At 66.5% G+C, this 20,816-nt stretch carries 14 protein-coding genes, 1 other RNA gene and 1 pseudogene; 1 reads left to right on the top strand and 15 read right to left on the bottom strand.

The window, feature by feature from the left end; all coding sequences use genetic code 11:
- Window positions 1–147: 147 nt before the first annotated feature.
- From ftsA to rnpB, 14 genes and pseudogenes are all read right to left on the bottom strand, one after another.
- Window positions 148–1,374 carry a cell division protein FtsA gene (ftsA, locus tag ACWPWO_RS04275; protein ID WP_454004657.1) on the bottom strand — a complete coding sequence of 409 codons (1,227 nt, stop codon included), beginning with the start codon at window positions 1,372–1,374 and terminating at the stop codon, window positions 148–150.
- Between the two features lie 7 nt (window positions 1,375–1,381).
- Window positions 1,382–2,173 carry a cell division protein FtsQ/DivIB gene (locus tag ACWPWO_RS04270; protein ID WP_454004656.1) on the bottom strand — a complete coding sequence of 264 codons (792 nt, stop codon included), beginning with the start codon at window positions 2,171–2,173 and terminating at the stop codon, window positions 1,382–1,384.
- 18 nt (window positions 2,174–2,191) lie between these two features.
- Window positions 2,192–3,142 (bottom strand): D-alanine--D-alanine ligase, encoded by a 951-nt coding sequence (locus ACWPWO_RS04265; protein ID WP_454004654.1) that lies wholly within the window; start codon window positions 3,140–3,142, stop codon window positions 2,192–2,194.
- Window positions 3,139–4,545, bottom strand: a complete 1,407-nt coding sequence (gene murC, locus ACWPWO_RS04260; protein WP_454004652.1) for a UDP-N-acetylmuramate--L-alanine ligase — start codon at window positions 4,543–4,545, stop codon at window positions 3,139–3,141. Before murC ends, ACWPWO_RS04265 begins: the two co-directional genes overlap by 4 nt.
- A complete protein-coding gene (murG, locus tag ACWPWO_RS04255; protein ID WP_394064400.1) occupies window positions 4,542–5,615 on the bottom strand; it encodes an undecaprenyldiphospho-muramoylpentapeptide beta-N-acetylglucosaminyltransferase in 1,074 nt (357 codons plus the stop codon). Before murG ends, murC begins: the two co-directional genes overlap by 4 nt.
- Window positions 5,612–6,805: a putative lipid II flippase FtsW gene (gene ftsW, locus ACWPWO_RS04250; RefSeq protein ID WP_454004649.1), complete on the bottom strand. Its 1,194-nt coding sequence runs from the start codon at window positions 6,803–6,805 to the stop codon at window positions 5,612–5,614. The genes murG and ftsW overlap by 4 nt, the downstream gene beginning before the upstream one ends.
- Entirely contained in the window at window positions 6,802–8,328 is a 1,527-nt protein-coding gene (gene murD, locus ACWPWO_RS04245) for a UDP-N-acetylmuramoyl-L-alanine--D-glutamate ligase (protein WP_454004647.1), read from the bottom strand. The genes ftsW and murD overlap by 4 nt, the downstream gene beginning before the upstream one ends.
- Window positions 8,325–9,497 carry a phospho-N-acetylmuramoyl-pentapeptide-transferase gene (gene mraY, locus ACWPWO_RS04240; RefSeq protein ID WP_454004645.1) on the bottom strand — a complete coding sequence of 391 codons (1,173 nt, stop codon included), beginning with the start codon at window positions 9,495–9,497 and terminating at the stop codon, window positions 8,325–8,327. The genes murD and mraY overlap by 4 nt, the downstream gene beginning before the upstream one ends.
- Window positions 9,487–12,266 (bottom strand): annotated as a pseudogene (gene murF, locus ACWPWO_RS04235) (bifunctional UDP-N-acetylmuramoyl-L-alanyl-D-glutamate--2,6-diaminopimelate ligase MurE/UDP-N-acetylmuramoyl-tripeptide--D-alanyl-D-alanine ligase MurF). The gene mraY and the pseudogene murF overlap by 11 nt, the downstream one beginning before the upstream one ends.
- Complete coding sequence (locus ACWPWO_RS04230; protein ID WP_454004643.1) at window positions 12,263–13,999, bottom strand: peptidoglycan D,D-transpeptidase FtsI family protein; 1,737 nt, start codon at window positions 13,997–13,999, stop codon at window positions 12,263–12,265. The pseudogene murF and the gene ACWPWO_RS04230 overlap by 4 nt, the downstream one beginning before the upstream one ends.
- The gene (ftsL, locus tag ACWPWO_RS04225) at window positions 13,996–14,298 is read right to left on the bottom strand and encodes a cell division protein FtsL (protein ID WP_394064388.1); all 303 of its coding nucleotides are present in this window, start codon (window positions 14,296–14,298) and stop codon (window positions 13,996–13,998) included. The genes ACWPWO_RS04230 and ftsL overlap by 4 nt, the downstream gene beginning before the upstream one ends.
- Entirely contained in the window at window positions 14,295–15,365 is a 1,071-nt protein-coding gene (rsmH, locus tag ACWPWO_RS04220) for a 16S rRNA (cytosine(1402)-N(4))-methyltransferase RsmH (protein ID WP_454004640.1), read from the bottom strand. Before rsmH ends, ftsL begins: the two co-directional genes overlap by 4 nt.
- A 7-nt stretch (window positions 15,366–15,372) precedes the next feature.
- Window positions 15,373–15,801 carry a division/cell wall cluster transcriptional repressor MraZ gene (gene mraZ, locus ACWPWO_RS04215; protein ID WP_394064385.1) on the bottom strand — a complete coding sequence of 143 codons (429 nt, stop codon included), beginning with the start codon at window positions 15,799–15,801 and terminating at the stop codon, window positions 15,373–15,375.
- A gap of 375 nt (window positions 15,802–16,176) precedes the next feature.
- An RNA gene (rnpB, locus tag ACWPWO_RS04210) (RNase P RNA component class A) lies at window positions 16,177–16,584 on the bottom strand.
- A gap of 65 nt (window positions 16,585–16,649) precedes the next feature.
- On the opposite strand from rnpB, the gene ACWPWO_RS04205 reads away from it, so the two are divergent.
- Window positions 16,650–18,452 (top strand): ATP-binding cassette domain-containing protein, encoded by a 1,803-nt coding sequence (locus ACWPWO_RS04205; RefSeq protein WP_454004639.1) that lies wholly within the window; start codon window positions 16,650–16,652, stop codon window positions 18,450–18,452.
- Window positions 18,453–18,981: 529 nt separating this feature from the next.
- Here the strand turns inward: ACWPWO_RS04205 and recQ are convergent.
- Window positions 18,982–20,808: a DNA helicase RecQ gene (gene recQ / locus ACWPWO_RS04200; protein ID WP_454004637.1), complete on the bottom strand. Its 1,827-nt coding sequence runs from the start codon at window positions 20,806–20,808 to the stop codon at window positions 18,982–18,984.
- Window positions 20,809–20,816: the final 8 nt, after the last annotated feature.

Below are 20,816 nucleotides of genomic sequence, written 5' to 3'. Positions count from 1 at the left end.
AAATTAGTAAATTTCCAACTCGCTTCCCCGATACAGCTTCGATTTGGAATCGCCTCAAAACACCTGCCAGCCTTGGGGCTCGCAACCGGTTTGAATCGCCTCCCGGACAGTCCCGAGGGACCGCCCCTTTCAGGCATCTGCATGCCTTTAATTCATGAACCACTCCTTCATGCGCGCCAGCAGGCTTTTCACGCTGCCTTTCTGCTGGGCGACCTTGCGGCCCCGCGCACTTTGCAGCCGCGCCTCGGTCAGCAAGCCCATGACCGTGGAAAAGCGCGGATTGCGCATCACATCGGCCAGGCTGCCTTCATAACTGGGCACGGCGACCCGCGCCGGCTTGAGGAACACGTCCTCGGCCAGCTCGACGATGCCGGGCAGCATCGCCGTGCCGCCGGTCAGCACCACGCCCGAGGACAGCAGGTCCTCGTAGCCGGACTCGCGCAGGCTCTGCTGCACGAAGGTGAACAATTCCTCGACGCGCGGCTCGATCACCGCGCCCAGCGCCTGGCGCTTGACCTGGCGGTTGGGCCGGTCGCCCAGGCCGGGCACTTCGATCATCTCTTCGGGATGAGCCAGCGACTGCTTGGCCAGGCCGAAGCGCAGCTTGATCTCCTCGGCGTCGGGCGTGGGCGTGCGCAACATGGCGGCGATATCGCTGGTGATCTGGTCGCCCGCGATCGGGATCACGTCGGTGTGGCGGATGGCCCCGCCCGTATAGATGGCGATGTCCGTCGTGCCCCCGCCTATGTCCACCAGCACCACGCCCAGCTCTTTTTCGTCGGCCGTCAGGCACGACAGGCTGGAGGCCAGCGGCTGCAGGATCAGGTCCTGCACTTCCAGGCCGCAGCGGCGCACGCATTTGACGATGTTCTGGGCCGCGCTGACGGCGCCGGTCACGATGTGCACGCGCACTTCCAGGCGCAGGCCGCTCATGCCGATGGGCTCGCGGATGTCCTCCTGCGAGTCCACGATGAATTCCTGGGTCAGCACGTGCAGCACCTGCTGGTCCGTGGGTATGTTCACCGCCTTGGCGGTCTCGATCACGCGCGCCACGTCGGTCGCGGTGACTTCCTTGTCCTTGACGGCCACCATGCCGCTGGAATTGAAGCTGGTGATGTGGCTGCCGGCGATGCCCGTGTAGACCTCGCGGATCTTGCAGTCGGCCATCAGCTCGGCTTCCTCCAGCGCGCGCTGGATGGAATTGACCGTCGTCTCGATGTTGACGACCACCCCTTTGCGCATGCCCTGAGACTCATGCTGTCCCAGCCCAAGCACTTCAAATCGGCCTTCGGGCAAGACTTCGGCCACCACCGCAACGACTTTGCTGGTGCCGATATCCAATGCAACGATCAGGTCTTTGATGTCACGAGTCATATGTTCTTTACTTCACAGGGGTAGATGAAACCGGAGCCAGCGTAATCGCAAAGCCATTCGGATAACGTAGATCGGCACTCTGCAGCGCGCGGTCGCCCAGCCGCTGCATCAAGGCAGGCCAGGCCTGCACGAATCGTTCAATGCGCACGGCGAAGGGCAAGGCTCCCTTGCGCCCGTGCGGGTCGGCGATGTCCGCCGCCGGGTCGCGGCCCAGGCTGAGCTGCACGCCGTTGGACAGCACCACGTCCCAGGCGTAGCGCGGGCTCAGCGTGACTTCGCGCACCTGCACGTCCAGCGGCCCGAACCAGCGGGCCAGCTCGGCGTAGCGCTGCACCACCAGCCGCTCCGAATTGGGCGGGCCGCTCAGCTGGGGCGGCTCGACATCGTCCGGGATCACGGCCTGGTTGGCGGCGAAGGCCTCGCCCCAGGTGTTGATCATGTCGTTCTCGTTCCAGTACGCCAGCGGCTGCTGCTCTTCGATGCGCACCTGCAGCGTATTGGGCCAGACCCGGCGGATCTGGGCGCGCCGCACCCAGGGCGCGGTCTCGATCAGGGCGCGGGACTTGTCCAGGTCCACCGTGAAGAAGTTGCCCTCCAGGCGGCCCGCCACCGTGGCCTTCACGCCTTCGGGCGTGACATAGGCCAGCGGCTCCCCCTGGGAGGACTCGATCTGGATGCGCTCGATGTTGAAGTACGGACGGCGCACGGCCCAGACCACGACCCCGACGACCAGCGCCGACACGGCCAGCAGCGCCAGCGTGTTAGCGATCAGATTGGTCAGGCGGGCATCGGAAAACATGATCCTGGCTCCTTGCGTCTACAGGCTGCGGGCGATGGCCTGCACCTTGCAGCGCGCCGTCGCCAGGATGTTCACGCAAAGCTGCGCATAGCTGCAGCCTTCCGCCTTGGCCGCCATGGGCACCAGCGAATGGCTGGTCATGCCCGGCGAGGTGTTCATCTCCAGCAGCCAGGGCCGGTTCTGCTCATCGAGCATGAAGTCAGCCCGGGCCCAACCTTCGCAGCCCAGGGCCTGGAAGGCGCGCACGGCCAGGTCCTGCACCTGGGCGGTCAGCTCGGCAGGCAGATCGGCGGGGCAGAAATACTGGGTGTCGTTCGAGTAGTACTTGTGCTCGAAGTCATAATTGCCCTGCGGGGCGACGATGTCGATGACGGGCAGCGCGCGCGCCTGCTCGCCCGTGCCGATGATGGGCACGGTCAGCTCGCGGCCGCGGATGAACTGCTCGGCCAGCACCACGGTGTCGTAGTGCATGGCGGTTTCAAAGGCGGCCTGCGCCTGATCGGCATGGTCCACGCGGACCACGCCGACGGTGGAGCCTTCGTGCGGCGGCTTCATGATCATGGGCACGCCCAGACGCTGCACGGCGGCCGGCACGTCCTTGGCGTCGAACAGTTCGACGAAATCCGGCGTGGGCAGGCCCACATGCTGCCAGATGCGCTTGGTCATGATCTTGTCCATGGCCACGCCGGAAGCCATCACGCCGCTGCCGGTATAGGGAATGCCCAGCCATTCCAGCGCGCCCTGCAGCGTGCCGTCCTCGCCGAAGCGGCCGTGCAGCGCGATGAAGACGCGATCGAATCCCGCCTGGGCCAGCTCCGCCAGGCCTTTCTCGCCCAGGTCGAACAGGTGTGCGTCCACGCCCATGCTGCGCAAGGCCTCATGCACCCCCTGGCCCGACATCAGGGATACCTCGCGCTCGGCGGACTTGCCGCCATACAACACGCCGACCCGGCCAAAATCCGCTGTCATGCCACCTCTCCCAATTGGGCAGGGATCCGGCTGATGGACCCTGCTCCCATTACCAACACCACATCGCCGTCGCGGACAAAGTCCAGGACGGCCTGCGCCATATCATTGATTTCCGCCACGAAGATCGGCTCGACCTTGCCCAGCACGCGCACGGCGCGGCTCAAGGCCCGGCCGTCCGCCGCCACCAGAGGCGGCTCGCCGGCCGCATAGACTTCGCTGAGCAATACCGCGTCGGCCTGGCTGAGCACCTGCACGAAGTCCTCGAAGCAGTCGCGGGTGCGCGTGTAGCGGTGCGGCTGGAAAGCCAGCACGATGCGGCGCTCGGGCCATGCGCCACGCGCGGCAGCCAAAGTAGCAGCCATTTCGACCGGATGGTGGCCGTAATCGTCAACAACTGTAAACGTGCCGCCGCCCTGGCGCTCGGGCACCGGAAAGTCGCCCACCATGGAGAAGCGCCGGCCCACGCCGGTGAACTCGCTCAGGGCGCGGGCGATGACTTCGTCGCTCACGCCCAGCTCCGTGGCCACCGCGATGGCCGCCAGGGCGTTGAGCACGTTGTGCCGGCCGGGCAGGTTCAGGCACACGGACAGCAGCGGCAGGTCCCCGCCCGCGCCCTTGCGCTGCACGTCGAAGCACATGGTCGTGCCGCGGCTCTCGATGTTGACGGCGCGCACCTGCGCATCGCTGTCTATTGCGTAGGTCGTGACAGGCCGGGATACAAAAGGAATGATTTCGCGCACATTGGCGTCGTCGCTGCACAGGATCGCGCTGCCGTAGAACGGCAGGCGGTGCGTGAAGTCGATGAAAGCGCTCTTGAGGCGCGCGACGTCGTGGCCGTAAGTGTCCATGTGGTCCACGTCAATATTGGTGACGATGGCCATCACGGGCAGCAGGTTCAGGAAGGAGGCATCGGATTCGTCCGCCTCCACCACGATGTACTCGCCCTGCCCCAGACGCGCATTGGCGCCGGCCGACTTGAGCCGGCCGCCGCTGACGACGGCGGGATCCCGTTCGCCGGCGGCCAGCAGGCTGGCCACCAGGCTGGTGGTGGTGGTCTTGCCATGCGTGCCGGCCACGGCAATGCCCCGCTTCAGGCGCATCAGCTCGGCCAGCATCAGGGCGCGAGGCACCACCGGAATGCGTGCGGCGCGGGCGGCAAGGACCTCGGGGTTGTCGCCGGCGATCGCCGTGGAGGTGACGATGGCGCCCATGCCCGCCACGTTCTCGGCCTTGTGGCCGATGACGATGCGCGCGCCCAGCTTTTCCAGGCGGCGCGTGACCGCCGTCTCCTGGATGTCCGAGCCGCTGATGGCGTAGCCCAGGTTCAGCTTGACTTCGGCGATGCCGCTCATGCCCGAGCCGCCGATACCTACAAAATGAATTCGTTGAATGCGGTGCTTCATTCCGCTCTCCTTGCCGCTTGCTGACATGCTTCGGCAATCTGCTGCGTGGCATTCAACTGTGCATGCTCCTGCGCGTGGCTGGCCACGCGCGTCAATTCTTCACGGTCCAGGTCCTGCAGCCATTGCGCAAGCCACTGGGCCGTCAACTCCGATTGTTTCTTCAGCCAGGCGCCCGAGCAGTCGCTCAGGTACCGGGCGTTGGCCGTCTGGTGGTCGTCGATGGCGTGCGGCAAGGGCACGAACAGGGCCGCCACGCCGATCGCGGCCACCTCGGCCACCGTCATGGCGCCCGCCCGGCAGATGAGCAGGTCCGCCTCTTTCATGGCCTGCGCCATGTCGCCGATGAAGGCCTTGCAGTCGGCCTGCACCCCGGCATGGGCGTAGCGCTCCTGCAGGGACGCCAGGTGCTGCTCGCCGGCCTGGTGCGTGACCACGGGCCGGCGATCGACCGGAATCAGGGCCAGCGCCTCGGGCACCACCGAATTCAAGGCCGCCGCGCCCAGGCTGCCGCCCACCACCAGGATGCGCAAGGGGCCCTGGCGGCCGGCGTAGCGGCCGGCGGCGGCGCCCTGCCCGACGAATGCGTCGCGCACCGGATTGCCCACCATGAGGGCGCCCGGCAACGCGCCGGGAAAGCCGGTCAGCACCCGGTTCGCCATCTTGGCAAGGTAGCGGTTGGCCGTGCCGGCCACGGCGTTCTGCTCATGAATGACCAGCGGGCGGCGCGACAGAAAGGACATCAGGCCGCCCGGAAAGGCGACATAGCCGCCCATGCCCAGCACGACGTCCGGCTGCGCTTCCTTCAGGCAGCGGCGCGCCTGCAGGCAGGCGCCCAGCAGGGTGAAGGGCAGCTTGAGCAAGGCCGCGACACCTTTGCCGCGCAGGCCCGAAAATCGCAGCGGCAGCATTTTAATACCGTGCTGGGGAACCAGGCTACCCTCCATGCGCTCGGGGTGTCCCAGCCATACCACGTTCCAGCCGCGCCGGCGCATCGCCTCGGCCACGGCCAGGCCCGGCATGATGTGCCCGCCGGTGCCGCCTGCCATGATCATGATGGTGGGCGCGCTCATGTGCGTTTCCCCCTCATCATCTGCCGATTCTCGAAATCCACGCGCAGAAGCAGCGCCAGGGCCACCAGATTCATCACGATGCCCGAGCCGCCGTAGCTGACCAGCGGCAGCGTCAGCCCCTTGGTGGGCAGCAGGCCCAGCACCACGCCGATATTGATGAAGGTCTGCACGCCGAACCAGACAGCTACGCCCTGGGCCACCATGCCGCTGAAGATGCGCTCCATGGCGATGGCCTGGCGGCCTATGTTGAAGCTGCGCCACACCACGAAGGCAAAGGCCAGCACCAGGGCGGACACGCCCACGAAACCCAGCTCTTCGCCGATCACGGCCACGATGAAGTCCGTGTGCGCTTCGGGCAGGTAATGCAATTTCTCCACGCTGGAGCCCAGGCCCACGCCGAACCATTCGCCGCGTCCCAGCGCGATCAGGGAAGGGGAGAGCTGATAGGCGCTGCCGTAGGCATTGTCCGGATTCCAGGGATCCAGGTAGACGAACAGACGCTCGCGCCGCCAGGGCGAGAGCCAGATCAGCAGCAGGAAGCTGCCCACCAGAATGCCCAGCAGGGCCGAGAACAGCTTGCCGTTGATGCCGCCGATGAACAGAATGCCCACCGCGATGGCCACGATGACCATGAACGCGCCCAGGTCGGGCTCCATCAGCAGCAGCACGCCCACGAAGCCCAGGGCGACCGCCATGGGCAGGAAACCCCGCAGGAAGGTCTGCAGGTGCTCCTGCTTGCGCACGGTATAGTCCGCCGCGTACAGGACCATGGCGATCTTCATCAGCTCGGAAGGCTGGAAGTTGATGATGCCCAGCGGCAGCCAGCGCCGCGCGCCGTTGACTTCGCGGCCGATGCCGGGAATCAGCACCACGATCAGCAGCAGGATGGCGAACACGAAAAGAGGGATGGCCAGCTTCTGCCAGACGCGCATGGGCACGGTGGCGGCGAACACGGCCATGAAGGTGCCCACGGCGATGAACATGCCATGGCGGATCACGAAGTAGTAGCGGCCGTAGCTTTCATAGCGGGGCCCGTCGGCCAGGGCGATGGAGGCCGAATACACCATCAGCAGCCCGAACAGGGTCAGCATCAGCGTGGAAGCCAGCAAGGGGCGGTCAAAAGTGGGCAAGGCGGTGCGGCCGGGCCGCACGGCGTTCACGCCGGAGGTCAGTTCCGCGAACAGACTCATGCCGCCTCTCCTCTGTCCAGGGCCAGTTCCGTCACGGCGGCCACGAAGCACAGCCCGCGGTGATGGTAGCTCTTGAACATGTCCATGCTGGCGCAGGCCGGCGACAGCAGCACGACGTCGCCGGAGCGGGCCTGCTCGGCCGCCTGCCGCACGGCGGCGTCCAGCCCGTCGCAGAAGCGGTGCGCCACCTCTTCGGCCTGCAGGGCCTGGGCCAGTTGCCCGGCGTCGCGCCCGATCAGGAATACTTCGGCCACGCTCTTGCGCGCCGCCTGGGCCAGCGGCCCGAAATCCTGACCCTTGCCCAGGCCGCCGGCGATCAGCCAGACGCGCTGGTCCAGCCCGCGCAGGGCGGCCACCGTGGCGCCCACGTTGGTGCCCTTGCTGTCGTCCAGGTACTGCACGCCATCGATGACGCGCACCAGCTCCACCCGGTGCGGCTCGCCCCTGTAGCTGCGCAGGCCGTTGAGCAGTTCGGCCCAGCCCAGGCCCAGGCTGCGCGCCAGGATCAGGGCGGCCTGGGCATTCAAGGCGTTGTGGCGCCCTTTGATCTGCAGGGCTTCCGCCGGCATCAGGCGGTTCAGCCGGCCGGGCGCGCGCAGCGCCGGGCCTTCTTCGCCCTTGCGGCGGCGCGGCGCGGCGGGCGCATCGAAATCCTGGGGGTCGCTGGCCAGCAGCCACTCCACGCCCCCGTCCAGACCCAGCCCCATGTCGCCGGTCAGCTCCGGCTTGCCCAGCCCGAAGCTGCGCACGGTCTCCAGGGAGGCATCGTCCACCATGGCCATGACGGCCGGATCGTCGCGGTTGACCACGGCCAGGCGGCACAGGCCGAACAGGCGGGCCTTGGCCTGAATGTACGGCTCCATGCCGCCGTGCCAGTCCAGGTGATCCTGGGAAATATTCAGCACCACGCCGGCCTCGGCCTGCAGGCTGAACGTGCTCTCCAGCTGGCAGCTGGACAGCTCCACGACCCAGACCTGCGGCAGGTCGTCGTCCTGCAGGGCCTGGTACAAGGCCGCCAGCGCGGCCGGGCTGATATTGCCCACGGCGCGGGCCGACACGCCGGCCTGCTCCAGGATGTGACGGGTCATGGCGGTGACCGTGGTCTTGCCGTTGGTGCCGGTGATGGCCAGGACGCGGCTGTCGCGTCCCTGCTGCGCCAGATCCTTCAGCGCGCGGGCGAACAGTTCGATCTCGCCGATGACTTCGGCGCCCTGCTCGCGGGCCTGCGCCAGGAACGCCGCGATGGGCGCCTCCAGCGGCGACAGGCCGGGGCTGATCACCACGGTATGCACGTCCTGCAGCGTGGCGGAATGCAGGGCCTGGCCGCCCAGGCGGCAGTCCAGCTCGGCGCCCGCCAGGGCGGTCAGTTCATCCCGTCCCTGGATCTGATCGCGCGTGTCGGCCAGACGCACGACGGCGCCCTGGGCGATGCACCAGCGGGCCGCGGCCAGGCCCGTCTCGCCCATCCCCAGGATGAGCGTGACGCCGTCGGTGCGGATCGAAGGAAAGCTCAGACCGTTCATCGCAGTTTCAATGTAGACAGACCCAGCATCACCAGCATCATGGTGATGATCCAGAAGCGGACCACCACCTGCGTTTCTTTCCAGCCGCCCACCTCGAAATGGTGGTGCAGCGGCGCCATGCGGAAGATGCGCCTGCCCTCTCCATAGCGTTTCTTGGTGTACTTGAACCAGGTGACCTGGAGCATGACGGACAGGGTCTCCACCACGAAGACGCCGCCCATGATGAACAGCACGATCTCCTGACGCACGATCACGGCAATGGTGCCCAGCGCGCCGCCCAGCGCCAGCGCGCCCACGTCGCCCATGAAGACCTGGGCGGGATAGGCGTTGAACCACAGAAAGGCCAGGCCCGCGCCGGCGATGGCGGCGCAGATCACCATCAGCTCGCCCGCGCCGGGAATGTAGGGGAACAGCAGGTACTTGGAATAGTCCACGCGGCCGACCACGTAGGCGAAGATGCCCAGGGCGCTGCCCACCATGACCGTGGGCATGATGGCGAGGCCGTCCAGGCCATCGGTCAGGTTGACGGCATTGCTCGAGCCCACGATGACGGCCCAGGTCAGCACCACGAAGCCCAGCACGCCCAGCGGATAGCTGACGGACTTGAAGAACGGCACGATCAGGTCGGCCTGGGTGGGCAAGGACATGGTGAAGCCGCTCATCACCCATTCCTTGAACAGGGGCCACAGCTCCGTGCTGGCGGGCACGGACACGGCAAAGCTCAGGTACACCGCGGCCACCGCGCCGATCAGCGCCTGCCAGAAGAACTTCTGGCGCGAAGACATGCCTTCGGGATCGCGGTTGACCACTTTTTTATAGTCGTCGGCCCAGCCTATCCAGCCGAAGCCGAAGGTGACCAGCAGCACGACCCAGACGAAGCGGTTGGTCCAGTCGGCCCACAGCAGGGTGCTGACGCCGATGGAAATCAGGATCAGCACGCCGCCCAGGGAGGGCGTGCCGTTCTTCTGCAGGAGCGGCTGCGGGCCACAGGCGCGGACGGCCTGCCCGAGCTGCAGCTCGGGGAGCTTGCGAATCACCCAGGGGCCGCACAACAAGCCGATGGCCAGCGCGGTCGCGCACGCCAGGATGGCGCGCAGCGTGATGTATTCGAACACACCGAAGGCGCGAATATGATCGTCCGACAACCAGCGCGCCAGTTCAAGAAGCATTCGTCGCCCCTTCGAGTTTGGAGAAATGGTTTTCCAGGGCCGAGACCACGCGCTCCATGCGCGCGCTGCGCGAACCCTTGACCAGGATGTGCGAAGGCTCCAGGGCCAGCAGATAAGCCACCATGTCCTCGAAACCGTCGAACTGGTGGGCCCGGGCGCCGAAGGCCTGCGCCGCGTGGCTGGCGTCGCCGCCCAGCGTCAAGAGCTCATCCACCCCGCGCTCCTTGGCGTAGGCGCCTACCTCGGCGTGCAGCTCGGAACTGTTCTCGCCCACTTCGGCCATATTGCCCAGCACCAGGACTTTGCGGCCGCTCAACTGGGCCAGCACGTCGATGGCGGCGCGCACGGAATCCGGATTGGCGTTGTAGCTGTCGTCGATCAACTGGTAGCCGGTGGACAGCAGCTTGGGCTGCATGCGGCCGGACACGGGAAGAAAGCTTTCCAGGCCCTGCACAATGGCTTCCAGCGGCGCGCCGGCGGCATGGGCGCAGGCCGCGGCGGCCAGCGCGTTGCGCAGATTGTGGAAGCCGGGGGAGTTCAGGGTGACGGGCGCGCTTTCGCCGGCCACGCTCAGCACGAAGCGCGTGCGCGCCGGCTCCACGAACATGTCGGCGGCGAACACGTCCTCCTGGCCGCTCAGACCAAAGCGCAGCACGCGGCGCTCGCCGGCCTGCCCCGACCACAGGGCGCTGAATTCGTCATCGCCCGGAATGACTACCTGGCCGTCCTGCGGCAGGAAGTCGATCACCGAGCCGTTTTCGCGGGCCACGGCTTCCACGCTGCGCATGAACTCCTGGTGCTCCCGCTGGGCGTTGTTCACCAGCGCGATGGTGGGCCGCACGATGGCGGACAGCAGGGCGATCTCGCCAGGATGGTTCATGCCCATCTCCAGCACGGCCGCCTTGTGTTCGGGCGTCAGGCGCAGGACCGACAGCGGCACGCCCAGGTCATTGTTCAGGTTGCCCTGCGTGGCCAGGCTGTGGGCCTCGCCCAGCCAGGCGCGCAGGATGGCGGCAATCATTTCCTTGGTGGTCGTCTTGCCGTTGCTGCCGGTCACGCCGATCAGCGGGATGGCGAAGCGCGAACGCCATTCGCCGGCCAGGGTCACCAGCGCCTGGCGGGTGTCGCCCAGCACGATCTGGGGCAGGTCCACGGCGGGATCGCGCTCAGCCACGATGGCGGCAGCCGCGCCCAGCTCCTTGGCCTGGGCCAGGTAGTCGTGACCGTCGAACTGCTCGCCGCGCAGGGCGAGGAAGATGTCGCCCTTGGCCAGCTTGCGGGTGTCGCTGCTCAGGCGCGCGCCGCGCAGCCAGCACAAGGCGGCCTGCGCCCAGTCGCGGTCGTCGAACACGTGACGCTCGCCGCGAACTTCCTGATAAGTCTCGTGGCCTTTGCCGGCCAGCAGCACGATGTCGTTGGGGTGCGCCGCCCAGACGGAGGTCAGGATGGCGCGCGCCCGGTCGGCCTGCACGTGGGGCGTGCCAGGCATGCCGGCCACGATCTGGCGGATGATCTCGTCCGGCTCCTCGAAGCGGGGGTTGTCGGTGGTCACGACCACTTCGTCGGCCAGCCGGGCGGCTATCCCGCCCATGACGGGCCGCTTGGCGGTGTCGCGATTGCCGCCGCAGCCGAATACGCAGACCAGCTTGCCGCCGCGCACCTTGGCCACGTCGCGCAGGGCGAGCAGCGCGCGCTCCAGCGCATCGCCGGTGTGGGCGTAATCCACCACGACCAGCGGCGCGGGCTGGTGGCGCCCCACGGCGGAGATGGGATCGACGATCTGCAGGCGGCCCGGCACGGACACCAGCTTGGCCATGATGCGGGCGATCTTGGAGACCGGCCAGCCCACTTCCTGCAGCACGCCGGCCACCAGCAGCAGATTGGCCACATTATGCTCGCCCAGCAGGTGGGTCAGGATCTGGGCGGTGCCGTGCGGCGTGACCAGGCTGAAGACCTGGCCGTCGGCGCCGGTGTGCACATCCTCGGCCAGCAGGTCCACGCCGGGCTGGCTCATGGAATAGGAGACCACGCGGGCGGACAGGCCGGCCTGCATCAGCTCGCGGCCCATCGCGTCGTCGGCGTTGATCACCGCGCTGCGCAGGCCGGCCAGCTGAACAGGCGCAGCTTGGCCTGCTTGTAGGCCTCCATGGTCGCGTGGTAGTCCAGATGGTCGTGGGTCAGGTTGGTGAAGCCGGCGATGTCGATGCGCACGCCGTCCAGCCGGCCCTGCTCCAGGCCGATGGAGGAAGCCTCCAGAGCCACGGCATTGCCGCCCTGGGCGCGGATGGCCGCCAGGCTGCGGTGCATGGTCAGCACATCGGGCGTGGTCAGCACGCCGCCCAGGTTCGAGCCGTCAGGCAGGGTCACGCCCAGCGTGCCTATGGTTCCGCAAGGCACCTGGGAATGATTCAGGGCCGAAGCCACCCACTGCACGCTGGAGGTCTTGCCGTTGGTGCCGGTCACGGCCACCACGGTCATGGACTCGGACGGACGGCCCCACCACTGGTGGGCCACCTCGCCCAAGAGAGCGTTCAGCCCGGCGACCTGCAGGACCGGCACGCCGGGCTCGGCCGCCTGTTCGCCCTGCTCGCGGACAATCGCGGCCGCGCCCTGCTGCACCGCCTGGGCTTCGTACTGCCGGCCGTCGCCGCCATGCCCCCGGCACGCGAAGAAGACATCTCCTGCCTTGATCTGACGGGAGTCCAGGCACAAGTTTGCCGTCGGCGCCACGTGCTGCGCCAGCAATTCCAATACTGCTGCGGCATTCATCGTACTTCCTCCCCGCTGGGGCCTATGGCCACCAGCGACTCTATGGGCGCATCGGGCTGCACGCCAAGGCGTCGCAGGCTCCGGGCCACAATTTCTGAAAACACCGGCGCGGCAATGCGCCCGCCGTAATAACTGGAACTGTGCGGTTCGTCGATCGTGACGGCCACCACGATGCGCGGATTGGACACGGGTGCAAAGCCCACAAAGGAGCCGCGGTACAGCGACTTGCTGTAGCGGCCGTTCACGATCTTGCGCGCCGTGCCGCTCTTGCCGGCCACGCGGTAGCCCTGCACCTGGGCCAGGCGGGCGCCGTCCGGGCCGGCCGCGGCCTCCAGCATGCCGCGCATCAGCTCGGCGGTGCGCGGCGCATAGACCTGCACGCTGGCCGGCTTGCCTTCGCGCTTGAGCAGCGTCATGGACACCATGTCGCCGTTGCGCGCGAACGCCGTGTAGGCGTGCGCGATCTGCAGCAGCGAGACGGACAGGCCGTAGCCGTAGGCCATGGTGGCGCGCTCGATGGGACGCCAGCGCTCCCAGGGCCGCAGGCGGCCGCTGGCAATGCCCGGGAAATCCGCCTGGGGAGAACGGCCGAAGCCCAGCTCGGTGAACTTGTTCCACATTTCCTGCGAGGTCAGGCGCTCGGAAATCATGGTCATGCCGATATTGCTGGAACGGCGCAGGATGCCCGCCACATCCAGCACGCCGTTGCGGCTCACGTCGGTGATGGTGTTGCCCTGGTAGCGGTACTGGCCGTTGCCCGTATTGAACTGGGTGGAGGTGCTGATGCGATTGATGTCCAGGGCCAGCGCCGCCGTGAACGGCTTCATGATGGAGCCGGGCTCGAAGGTGTCGGTCAGGGCGCGGTTGCGCAGCGCGGCGCCCTTGCGGTCGTCGCGATCATTGGGATTGTAGGTAGGCAGATTGACCAGCGCCAGGATCTCGCCGGTCTTGACGTCCAGCACCACGGCGGCGGCGGCGTTGGCCTTGACGTCCTCCATGCCTTTCTTCAGAGCGGTGTAGGCGTCGAACTGCAGGCCGGCGTCGATGGACAGGTGCAGGTCCTGGCCGTGCGTGGGAGGGATGACGGCGCGCACGTCCTCGACCACCCGTCCCAGGCGGTCGCGGATGACGCGGCGCGAACCGGGCTTGCCCGACAGGGCCGAATTGAAGGCCAGCTCGATGCCTTCGATGCCCTGGTCCTCGATATTGGTGAAGCCCAGGATGTGCGCCATGACGTCGCCTTCGGGATAGAAGCGGCGCATTTCCTCCTGCTGGTGGATGCCGGGGATCTTCAGTTCGGCGATGCGGGCGGCCGTGTCCACGTCCACCTGGCGCTTGATGTAGACGAAACTGCGGTCCTCGACCGAGAGGCGGCGCTGCACGTCGGGCAGGCCCATGCCCAGCAGCTTGGCCAATTCGGAGATCTGTTCGGGCTTGGCATTGCGGGCGTCGTCCGGAATGGCCCAGATGGCGCGCACGGGCACGCTGGAGGCCAGCACCACCGCGCCGCTGCGATCGAACACCTTGCCGCGCATGGGCGGCAGGACCAGGGTGCGCTCGTAGCGGCGCTCGCCCTGCTGCTGCAGGAACTCCGTGGACAGGCCCTGCAGGTAGAGGGCCTTGACGATCAGCGCACCAAATCCCAGGAACAGCAGCACCAGCACCAGGCGCGAACGCCAGAACGGCAGCTGCACATTCAGTACGGGATTCTCGTGGTAGCCGAAACGCCTCATGGATGGTCTCCCTGCTGCGCCGCATTGGAAGTCAGCTCGCCGCCTTGCAGGTAGAGCGTGCGGTCCGGCGATCCCAGCACCAGATGCAGCTCATTGCGGCCGATATCGTCCACGCGGGCGTTGCGGGCCAGTTCGGCGCGCTCCAGCTGCAGGCGGCGCCAATCGGTGTCCAGCTCGCGGGCCTTGGTGGCCAGACGATCGGTCTGTACAAACAGTTCGCGCGCCTGATAGCGCGCCGTGACCAGGGAGATGGCCGACAGCATGAGCACCAGGGCCAGGGTGATGACAAGGCGCATCATCGGCGCGCCCTCCTGCCGGCGGGCTGGCGGCTGTAGGCGGCCTGATGCAGCAGGCGCTCGCTGGCGCCGCGCATCCATTCCTGGGGGATGGGAATGTCGGTACGCTGCACGACCCGCAGCACCGCCGAGCGCGCACGGGGATTGTCGGAGGCTTCCTCGTCCGTGGGCAGCACCCGTCCCAGGGAACGGACCAGGGGCTGGGGCATGTCTTTTTCAAGAATGGGCAGGCGCGACTGCTCCTGCGCGGGACGCGCCGCCGCATTCATGAACTGCTTGACCATGCGGTCCTCCAGCGAATGAAATGCAATCACAGCGAGAATTCCCCCTGGCGCCAGCCGGCTCAGAATTGACGGAAGCGCATGCGCGAGCTCTTCGAGCTCACGATTGAGGTAAATCCGTATAGCCTGGAAGGTCCTGGTTGCCGGATGTTGACCCTTTTCGCGCGTGCGGACGACACCGGCGACGAGCTCGGCGAGATCACGCGTTGTATGCAGCGGGCGGGATTGGCGGCGATCAACAATCGCCTTTGCAATCTGGAAAGCAAACCGTTCTTCGCCATATTCTGCAATGACCTCCTTTAAAACTTCCACGCTGGCCTGAGCCAGCCACTGTTCAGCGGTCGGACCGCTGCTGGTGTCCATGCGCATGTCCAGAGGACCTTCGCGCATGAACGAAAAACCTCGTTCCGCATCGTCGATCTGGGGCGAGGACACACCCAGATCCATCATCACGCCGCTCAGGGGCCCGGCGTCGATCTCGTCCAGCGCCTGCGCCAATTCGCCAAAGCCGCTGTGCAGCACCGTGACGCGCGCGTCCCGGGCGGCCAGCTCGCGGGCCACGGCGATGGCCTGCGGATCCTTGTCGAACACGATCAGGCGGGCCTGGGGCCCCAGGTAGGACAGCAGCAGGCGGCTGTGCCCTCCCCGGCCGAACGTGCAATCCACGTACACGCCGTCCAGTACACCGTGTGCCGGCGGGGCCTGCGTCCAGCGCCGGGCCTCGAATGACGGGTCCACGAGGGCCGCCACCGTAGGCTCCAGCAGCACGGATCGATGTACCAGCGTCATGACTTACTCAGAAAGAAAATGTTTCGAATACTTCTGTGGAGCCTGCCGCCAGATCCTGGGCCTGGCGGCGTTCCAGTTCCTGGGCGTTCCACAATTCAAAATGGGTCGCCATGCCCAACAGCATGGCGTCGCGCTCCAGGCCCACTGCGGCGCGCAGTTCGGGAGCAATCAGTATCCGGCCGGCGGAATCCAGATCGACGTCCTGAGCACTGCCCAGCAGCAGGCGTTGCAGAAAACGTGCGCTCATGGGGAAGCGGGCGATCTGTTCACGCTTTTCCTCCCAGACGCTGCGCGGATAGACCAACAGGCAGCCGTCGGGATGACGGGTCAGAGTCAGGCGACCTTGTTCCTGCTGAGCGAGCGCGTCACGATGCCGGGTCGGAATGGACATCCGCCCCTTTGCATCGATCGTGAGTGCGCTGCTGCCTTGGAACATTTCCCCCCACTTTTTCACACTATTTCCTACTTTTCCCCACTCTACGGCGGAAACTGAGACTGGTCAAGACGCAGGTTGCAATTTTTTCAATCACAACAAGCACTTAGCGCACTATCGGAGAAAGCGCCGCAAAAAATTTCTCTGTTAAATCAAGAAATTGCAGGGTGCATTAAAAGTGATTTGTCATAAAAACGGACGCGGGCGGGCCAAGCCTGGGCTTTGCCGTCCCTGACAATTCATTTCAATTGACTGAAATATGAATGAAATATGGCGAGCGCCGTGGCAGACTGGCGGGCGCTTGCGCCGCCGCAGACGCGGCCCGGCAGGAGCAGTCTTTCGGGCCCGCCATGAAAAGACATCGAACAGATTCCAGGAGTGTGAGACAGGCCTGTAGGCCGGATTCTGTATGCCGGCGGGAACCCGCCGGCCGGCAATCATTCCTCTGGGCCGGCCATTGCTGGACGGCTCTAGCTACCTACCCGCATACTGAGACGAGCCGCCTCTCTGGCTTGATGCCTGCGTATGCCTATTTGGTATTGCTCCGGGTAGAGGTTACCGCGTTTCACCCCGCAGCGCCCTGCCCCCTGAGGGACAGGAAATACGGAGATGGCCATATCTGTGTCCGCCGTGGCGGACCCTCGCTGCGGTCTCGTCTCTGTGGCCCTGGTCCTCGACTTGCCCGGCGCGGGGCCGGGTTCGTCGGACGGCTGTTAGCCGCTACCCTGCTCTGTGGAGTCCGGACCTTCCTCGATGCGTGCGCACCGCGACTGCCCAGCCTGCCTCACAAGGTCATTGTAACCTGCGACAATAATGAAATTCGCACGACGCGCCGATTTATCTGGAGTTTTATGTCCATCAACCTGATTTCCCTGACCGACGTCCAGTTGGCGTTCGGCCACCATGCCCTGCTGGACCATGCCGACCTGGCCATCCAAAGCAACGAGCGCATCGGCCTGATCGGACGCAACGGGGCGGGCAAATCCTCTCTGTTGAAGATCCTGGACAAGCGCATCGCCCCCGACGACGGCCAGGTGCAGAGCCTGAACGGCCTGAAGGTCGCCACCGTGGAGCAGGAGCCCGAACTGGACCCCGGCCAGAGCATCTACGACATTCTATGCGGCGACCTGACCGAGACCGAGGACTGGCAGCGGCCCGCACGGGTCAACGCCCTGGTCGACAAGCTGGGCCTGGACCCGCAGGCGCCGGCCGGCAGCCTGTCGGGCGGCCAGCGCAAGCGCGTCGCGCTGGCGCGCGCCGTGGTCGAGGAACCCGACCTGCTGCTGCTGGACGAACCCACCAACCACCTGGACTTCGACGGCATCCTCTGGCTGGAACAGCTGCTGCTGGGCTTCAAGGGCAGCGCCGTGATCATCACGCACGACCGGCGCTTCCTGGACGCCGTGGCCACGCGTATCGTGGAACTGGACCGCGGCAAGCTGTTCAGTTTCCCGGGCAATTTCAGCGAATGGCAGACCCGCAAGGCTGAATGGCTGGAGGCGGAGAAACAACAGAGCGCCAAGTTCGACAAGTTTCTGGCGCAGGAAGAAGTCTGGATACGCAAGGGCGTGGAAGCACGCCGTACGCGCAACGAAGGCCGGGTGCGCCGCCTGGAGCGGCTGCGGGTGGAGCGCGCCGAACGGCGCGAGCGCTCGGGCGACGTCAAGTTCGCCCTGGCCGAGGGCCAGCGCTCGGGCAAGCTCGTGGCCGAGCTCCAGCACGTGTCCCACGGCTACGACGACCGGATCCTCATACGCGACTTCTCCACCTTGCTGATGCGCGGCGACCGCATCGGCCTGATCGGCCCCAACGGCGCCGGCAAGACGACCATGCTGCGCATCATGCTGGGCCTGCAGGAACCGAACGAAGGCACGGTGCGCCACGGCACCCGCCTGAACATAGGCTATTTCGACCAGATGCGCAGCCAGCTGGACGAGAACGCCACCCTGGCCGACACCATCAGCCCCGGCAGCGAATGGGTGGAGATAGGCAGCCAGCGCAAGCACATCATGAGCTACCTGGAGGACTTCCTCTTTCCGGCCGCCCGCGCCCATTCGCCGGTGCGCAGCCTCTCGGGCGGGGAGCGCGCCCGCCTGGCGCTGGCGCGCATGTTCGCCCAGCCCACCAACGTGCTGGTGCTGGACGAGCCCACCAACGACCTGGACATCGAGACCCTGGAACTGCTGGAGGACCTGCTGCAGGACTACGCCGGCACCGTGCTGCTGGTCAGCCACGACCGGGCCTTTTTGAACAATGTGGTCACGCAGGTCATCGCCGCCGAGGGTGACGGGCTCTGGGCGGAGTATGTGGGCGGCTATGACGAATGGCTGGCCCAGCGCCCGGAACCGGCCGCACCGGCGGCTGCCGCGCCCGAGCCGGCCAAACCCGCCGCCGAGCGCCCCGCCAAGGCCAGCAAGCCCGGCCGGCTCGCGCCCTGGGAGGAAAAAGAGCTGGACGCCCTGCCCGAGAAGATCGCCGGCATTGAAGGCCGCCAGGCCGCCCTGGCCGAGCAGCTCGGCGATCCGGACCTGTACAAGGACGGCGCGGCCCGCGCCGACGACATCAACCGCCAGCTCGACGAACTGAACGCGGAACTGGAGAAGCTGTTCGAGCGTTGGGAGAAGCTGGAAGAGAAGCGGCAGGCGAGCCAGTAAGCAGTTACTCGAAAAAAGCGTTTCGGCGACTATTAAAAATATTGCAATACCGCGGAGCCTTTTTGGACCAGGCAGGGAGAAACCTCAGTTTTCTTGGGTAGGCCTGGCCCAAACAGCGGCATCAGCACAATCACGACATTGAACACGGTGGTTCAAGGTCATGATGCGCCAAGACACTCTGTATCAGCACAGCATGCTATCGACTGGTCGATAAGATGCCATTGCAAACCGGTCAAGAAGGGGCTGGGCCAGACAGGGCGGGTCAGACGGCTTGCCGCAGGCGGGGAAACGATCCGGGAGGCAAGCGCCGTGCTGTTCGCGTCCGACGCTTGTGATGGGTCCGGGGGACCCATCACCGGACAAGTTCACGGCGCGCCCGGAACGATTCACCGACAAGGGCACCGGTGCAAGGCACCGGCAAGCCGTCAGCCCTGACTGGCCCAGCCCCTTCTTGACCGGTGTTTTGACAAAGGCCAGCTCCTGTATCGACAAGCCGGCTCATTTCACAAATCGACGCTGCGCTCCATCCTCACTGCGGATGGATCTCCTCCACGCAGCGCAGCAGCGCCTCCCCGTAGGCTTCGCGCTTGCGCACCCCTATGCCGGTGATGTGTTCCAGGTCGGCTTCCGAGCGCGGGCAGCGTATGGCCACTTCCCGCAAGGTCGCATCATGGAAGATGACGTAGGCGGGCACGCCGTGCTCCTTGGCCGTGGCGGCGCGCCAGGCGCGCAGGGCCTCGAAGCGGGCCTGCTGCTCCGGCTCCAGCGCCGGCCCCTGACTGGCCTGGCCGCGCGTGCGGTGCGCCGCCGGGCCGCGGGAGACGGTCTCGCGGCGCAGCATCAATGTACGCTCGCCCTTGAGCACCTCGCGGCTGGCCTCGGTCAGCATCAGGGTGCCGTACCCTTCCGGATCCACGGCAACCAGATTGTGCGCCAGCAGTTGGCGCAGCACGCCGCGCCAGGCCTGGTCGGACAGGTCCGCGCCCACGCCGAACACCGTCAGGCTGTCGTGCTGGTTTTCCTTGACCCGGTCCGTCAGCTTGCCGCGCAGGATGTCGATCAGGTGCCCCGCGCCGAAGCGCTGGCCGCGCTCGCGCCACAGGCGATAGATGGTGGAAAGCATTTTCTGGGCGGCCACCGTGCCATCCCAGGCCTGCGGCGTTTCCAGGCAGGTGTCGCAATTGCCGCAAGGTTCGATCTGCTGGCCGAAATACGCCAGCAGGCGCTGGCGGCGGCAGGAAATGGTCTCGCACAAGCCCAGCATCGCGTCCAGCGCCTGGCCCTGCTGGCGGCGATAGGCGGCGTCGCCCTGGGATTCGTTGATCATGCGGTGCAGTTGCACCACGTCCTGCAGGCCGTAGGCCAGCCAGGCCGTGGCCGGCTCGCCGTCGCGTCCGGCGCGCCCGGTCTCCTGGTAATAGCCCTCCACAGACTTGGGCAGGTCGATGTGCGCGACAAAGCGCACGTCCGGCTTGTTCACCCCCATGCCAAAGGCGATGGTGGCCACCATGACCACGCCTTCCTCGCGCAGGAAGCGCGCCTGATTGGCGGCCCGCACCTGGGCGTCCAGGCCCGCGTGATAGGGCAAGGCATTGATGCCGTTGCGGCACAGGAACTCCGCCGTATCGTCCGCCCGGGAGCGCGACAGGCAATAGACAATGCCCGCCTGGCCGGCGTGCTCCTCCTGGATGAAGCCGAGCAGTTGCTTGCGCACCTCGTTCTTTTCGACGATGCGGTAGCAGATGTTGGGACGGTCGAAACTGGCGACGAAATGGCGCGCGCCCTCCAGCTTCAGCCGCTGGGCGATCTCCACCCGGGTGGCCTGGTTGGCCGTGGCCGTCAGGGCCACGCGCGGCACGTCCGGCCAGCGCTCGGCCAGCAGGTCCAGGCCCAGATACTCGGGCCGGAAGTCGTGCCCCCACTGCGACACGCAATGGGCCTCGTCGATGGCAAACAGGGAAATATTGCCGCGCGCCAGCAGATCCAGGCAGCGGTCGGTCAGCAGGCGCTCGGGCGCCACGTACAGAAGGTCCAACTGTCCGGTCAAGAACTCGCGCTCGACCTCGCGGGCGGTCTGCCAGTCCTGGGAGGAGTTCAGGTAGGCCGCGTTCACGCCCAGTTCGTTCAGGGCGTCGACCTGGTCCGGCATCAGGGCGATCAGCGGCGAGACCACCACGCCCGTGCCCGGGCGCACCAGCGCCGGGATCTGGTAGCACAGGGACTTACCGCCGCCGGTGGGCATCAGCACCAGGGCATCGCCGCCCTGGATCAGGGTGTCGATGATCTCGTGCTGAAACCCCCGAAAACTATCGTAGCCGAAAACTTCCTGGAGAACGTCAAGTGCTGACTGGGCCATGCCGCCTG

It is taken from the genome of Alcaligenes sp. Marseille-Q7550 (assembly GCF_965112015.1).
The sequence above is the reverse complement of the archived record's forward strand: the minus strand, read 5'-3'. Positions and strand labels throughout refer to the sequence as shown.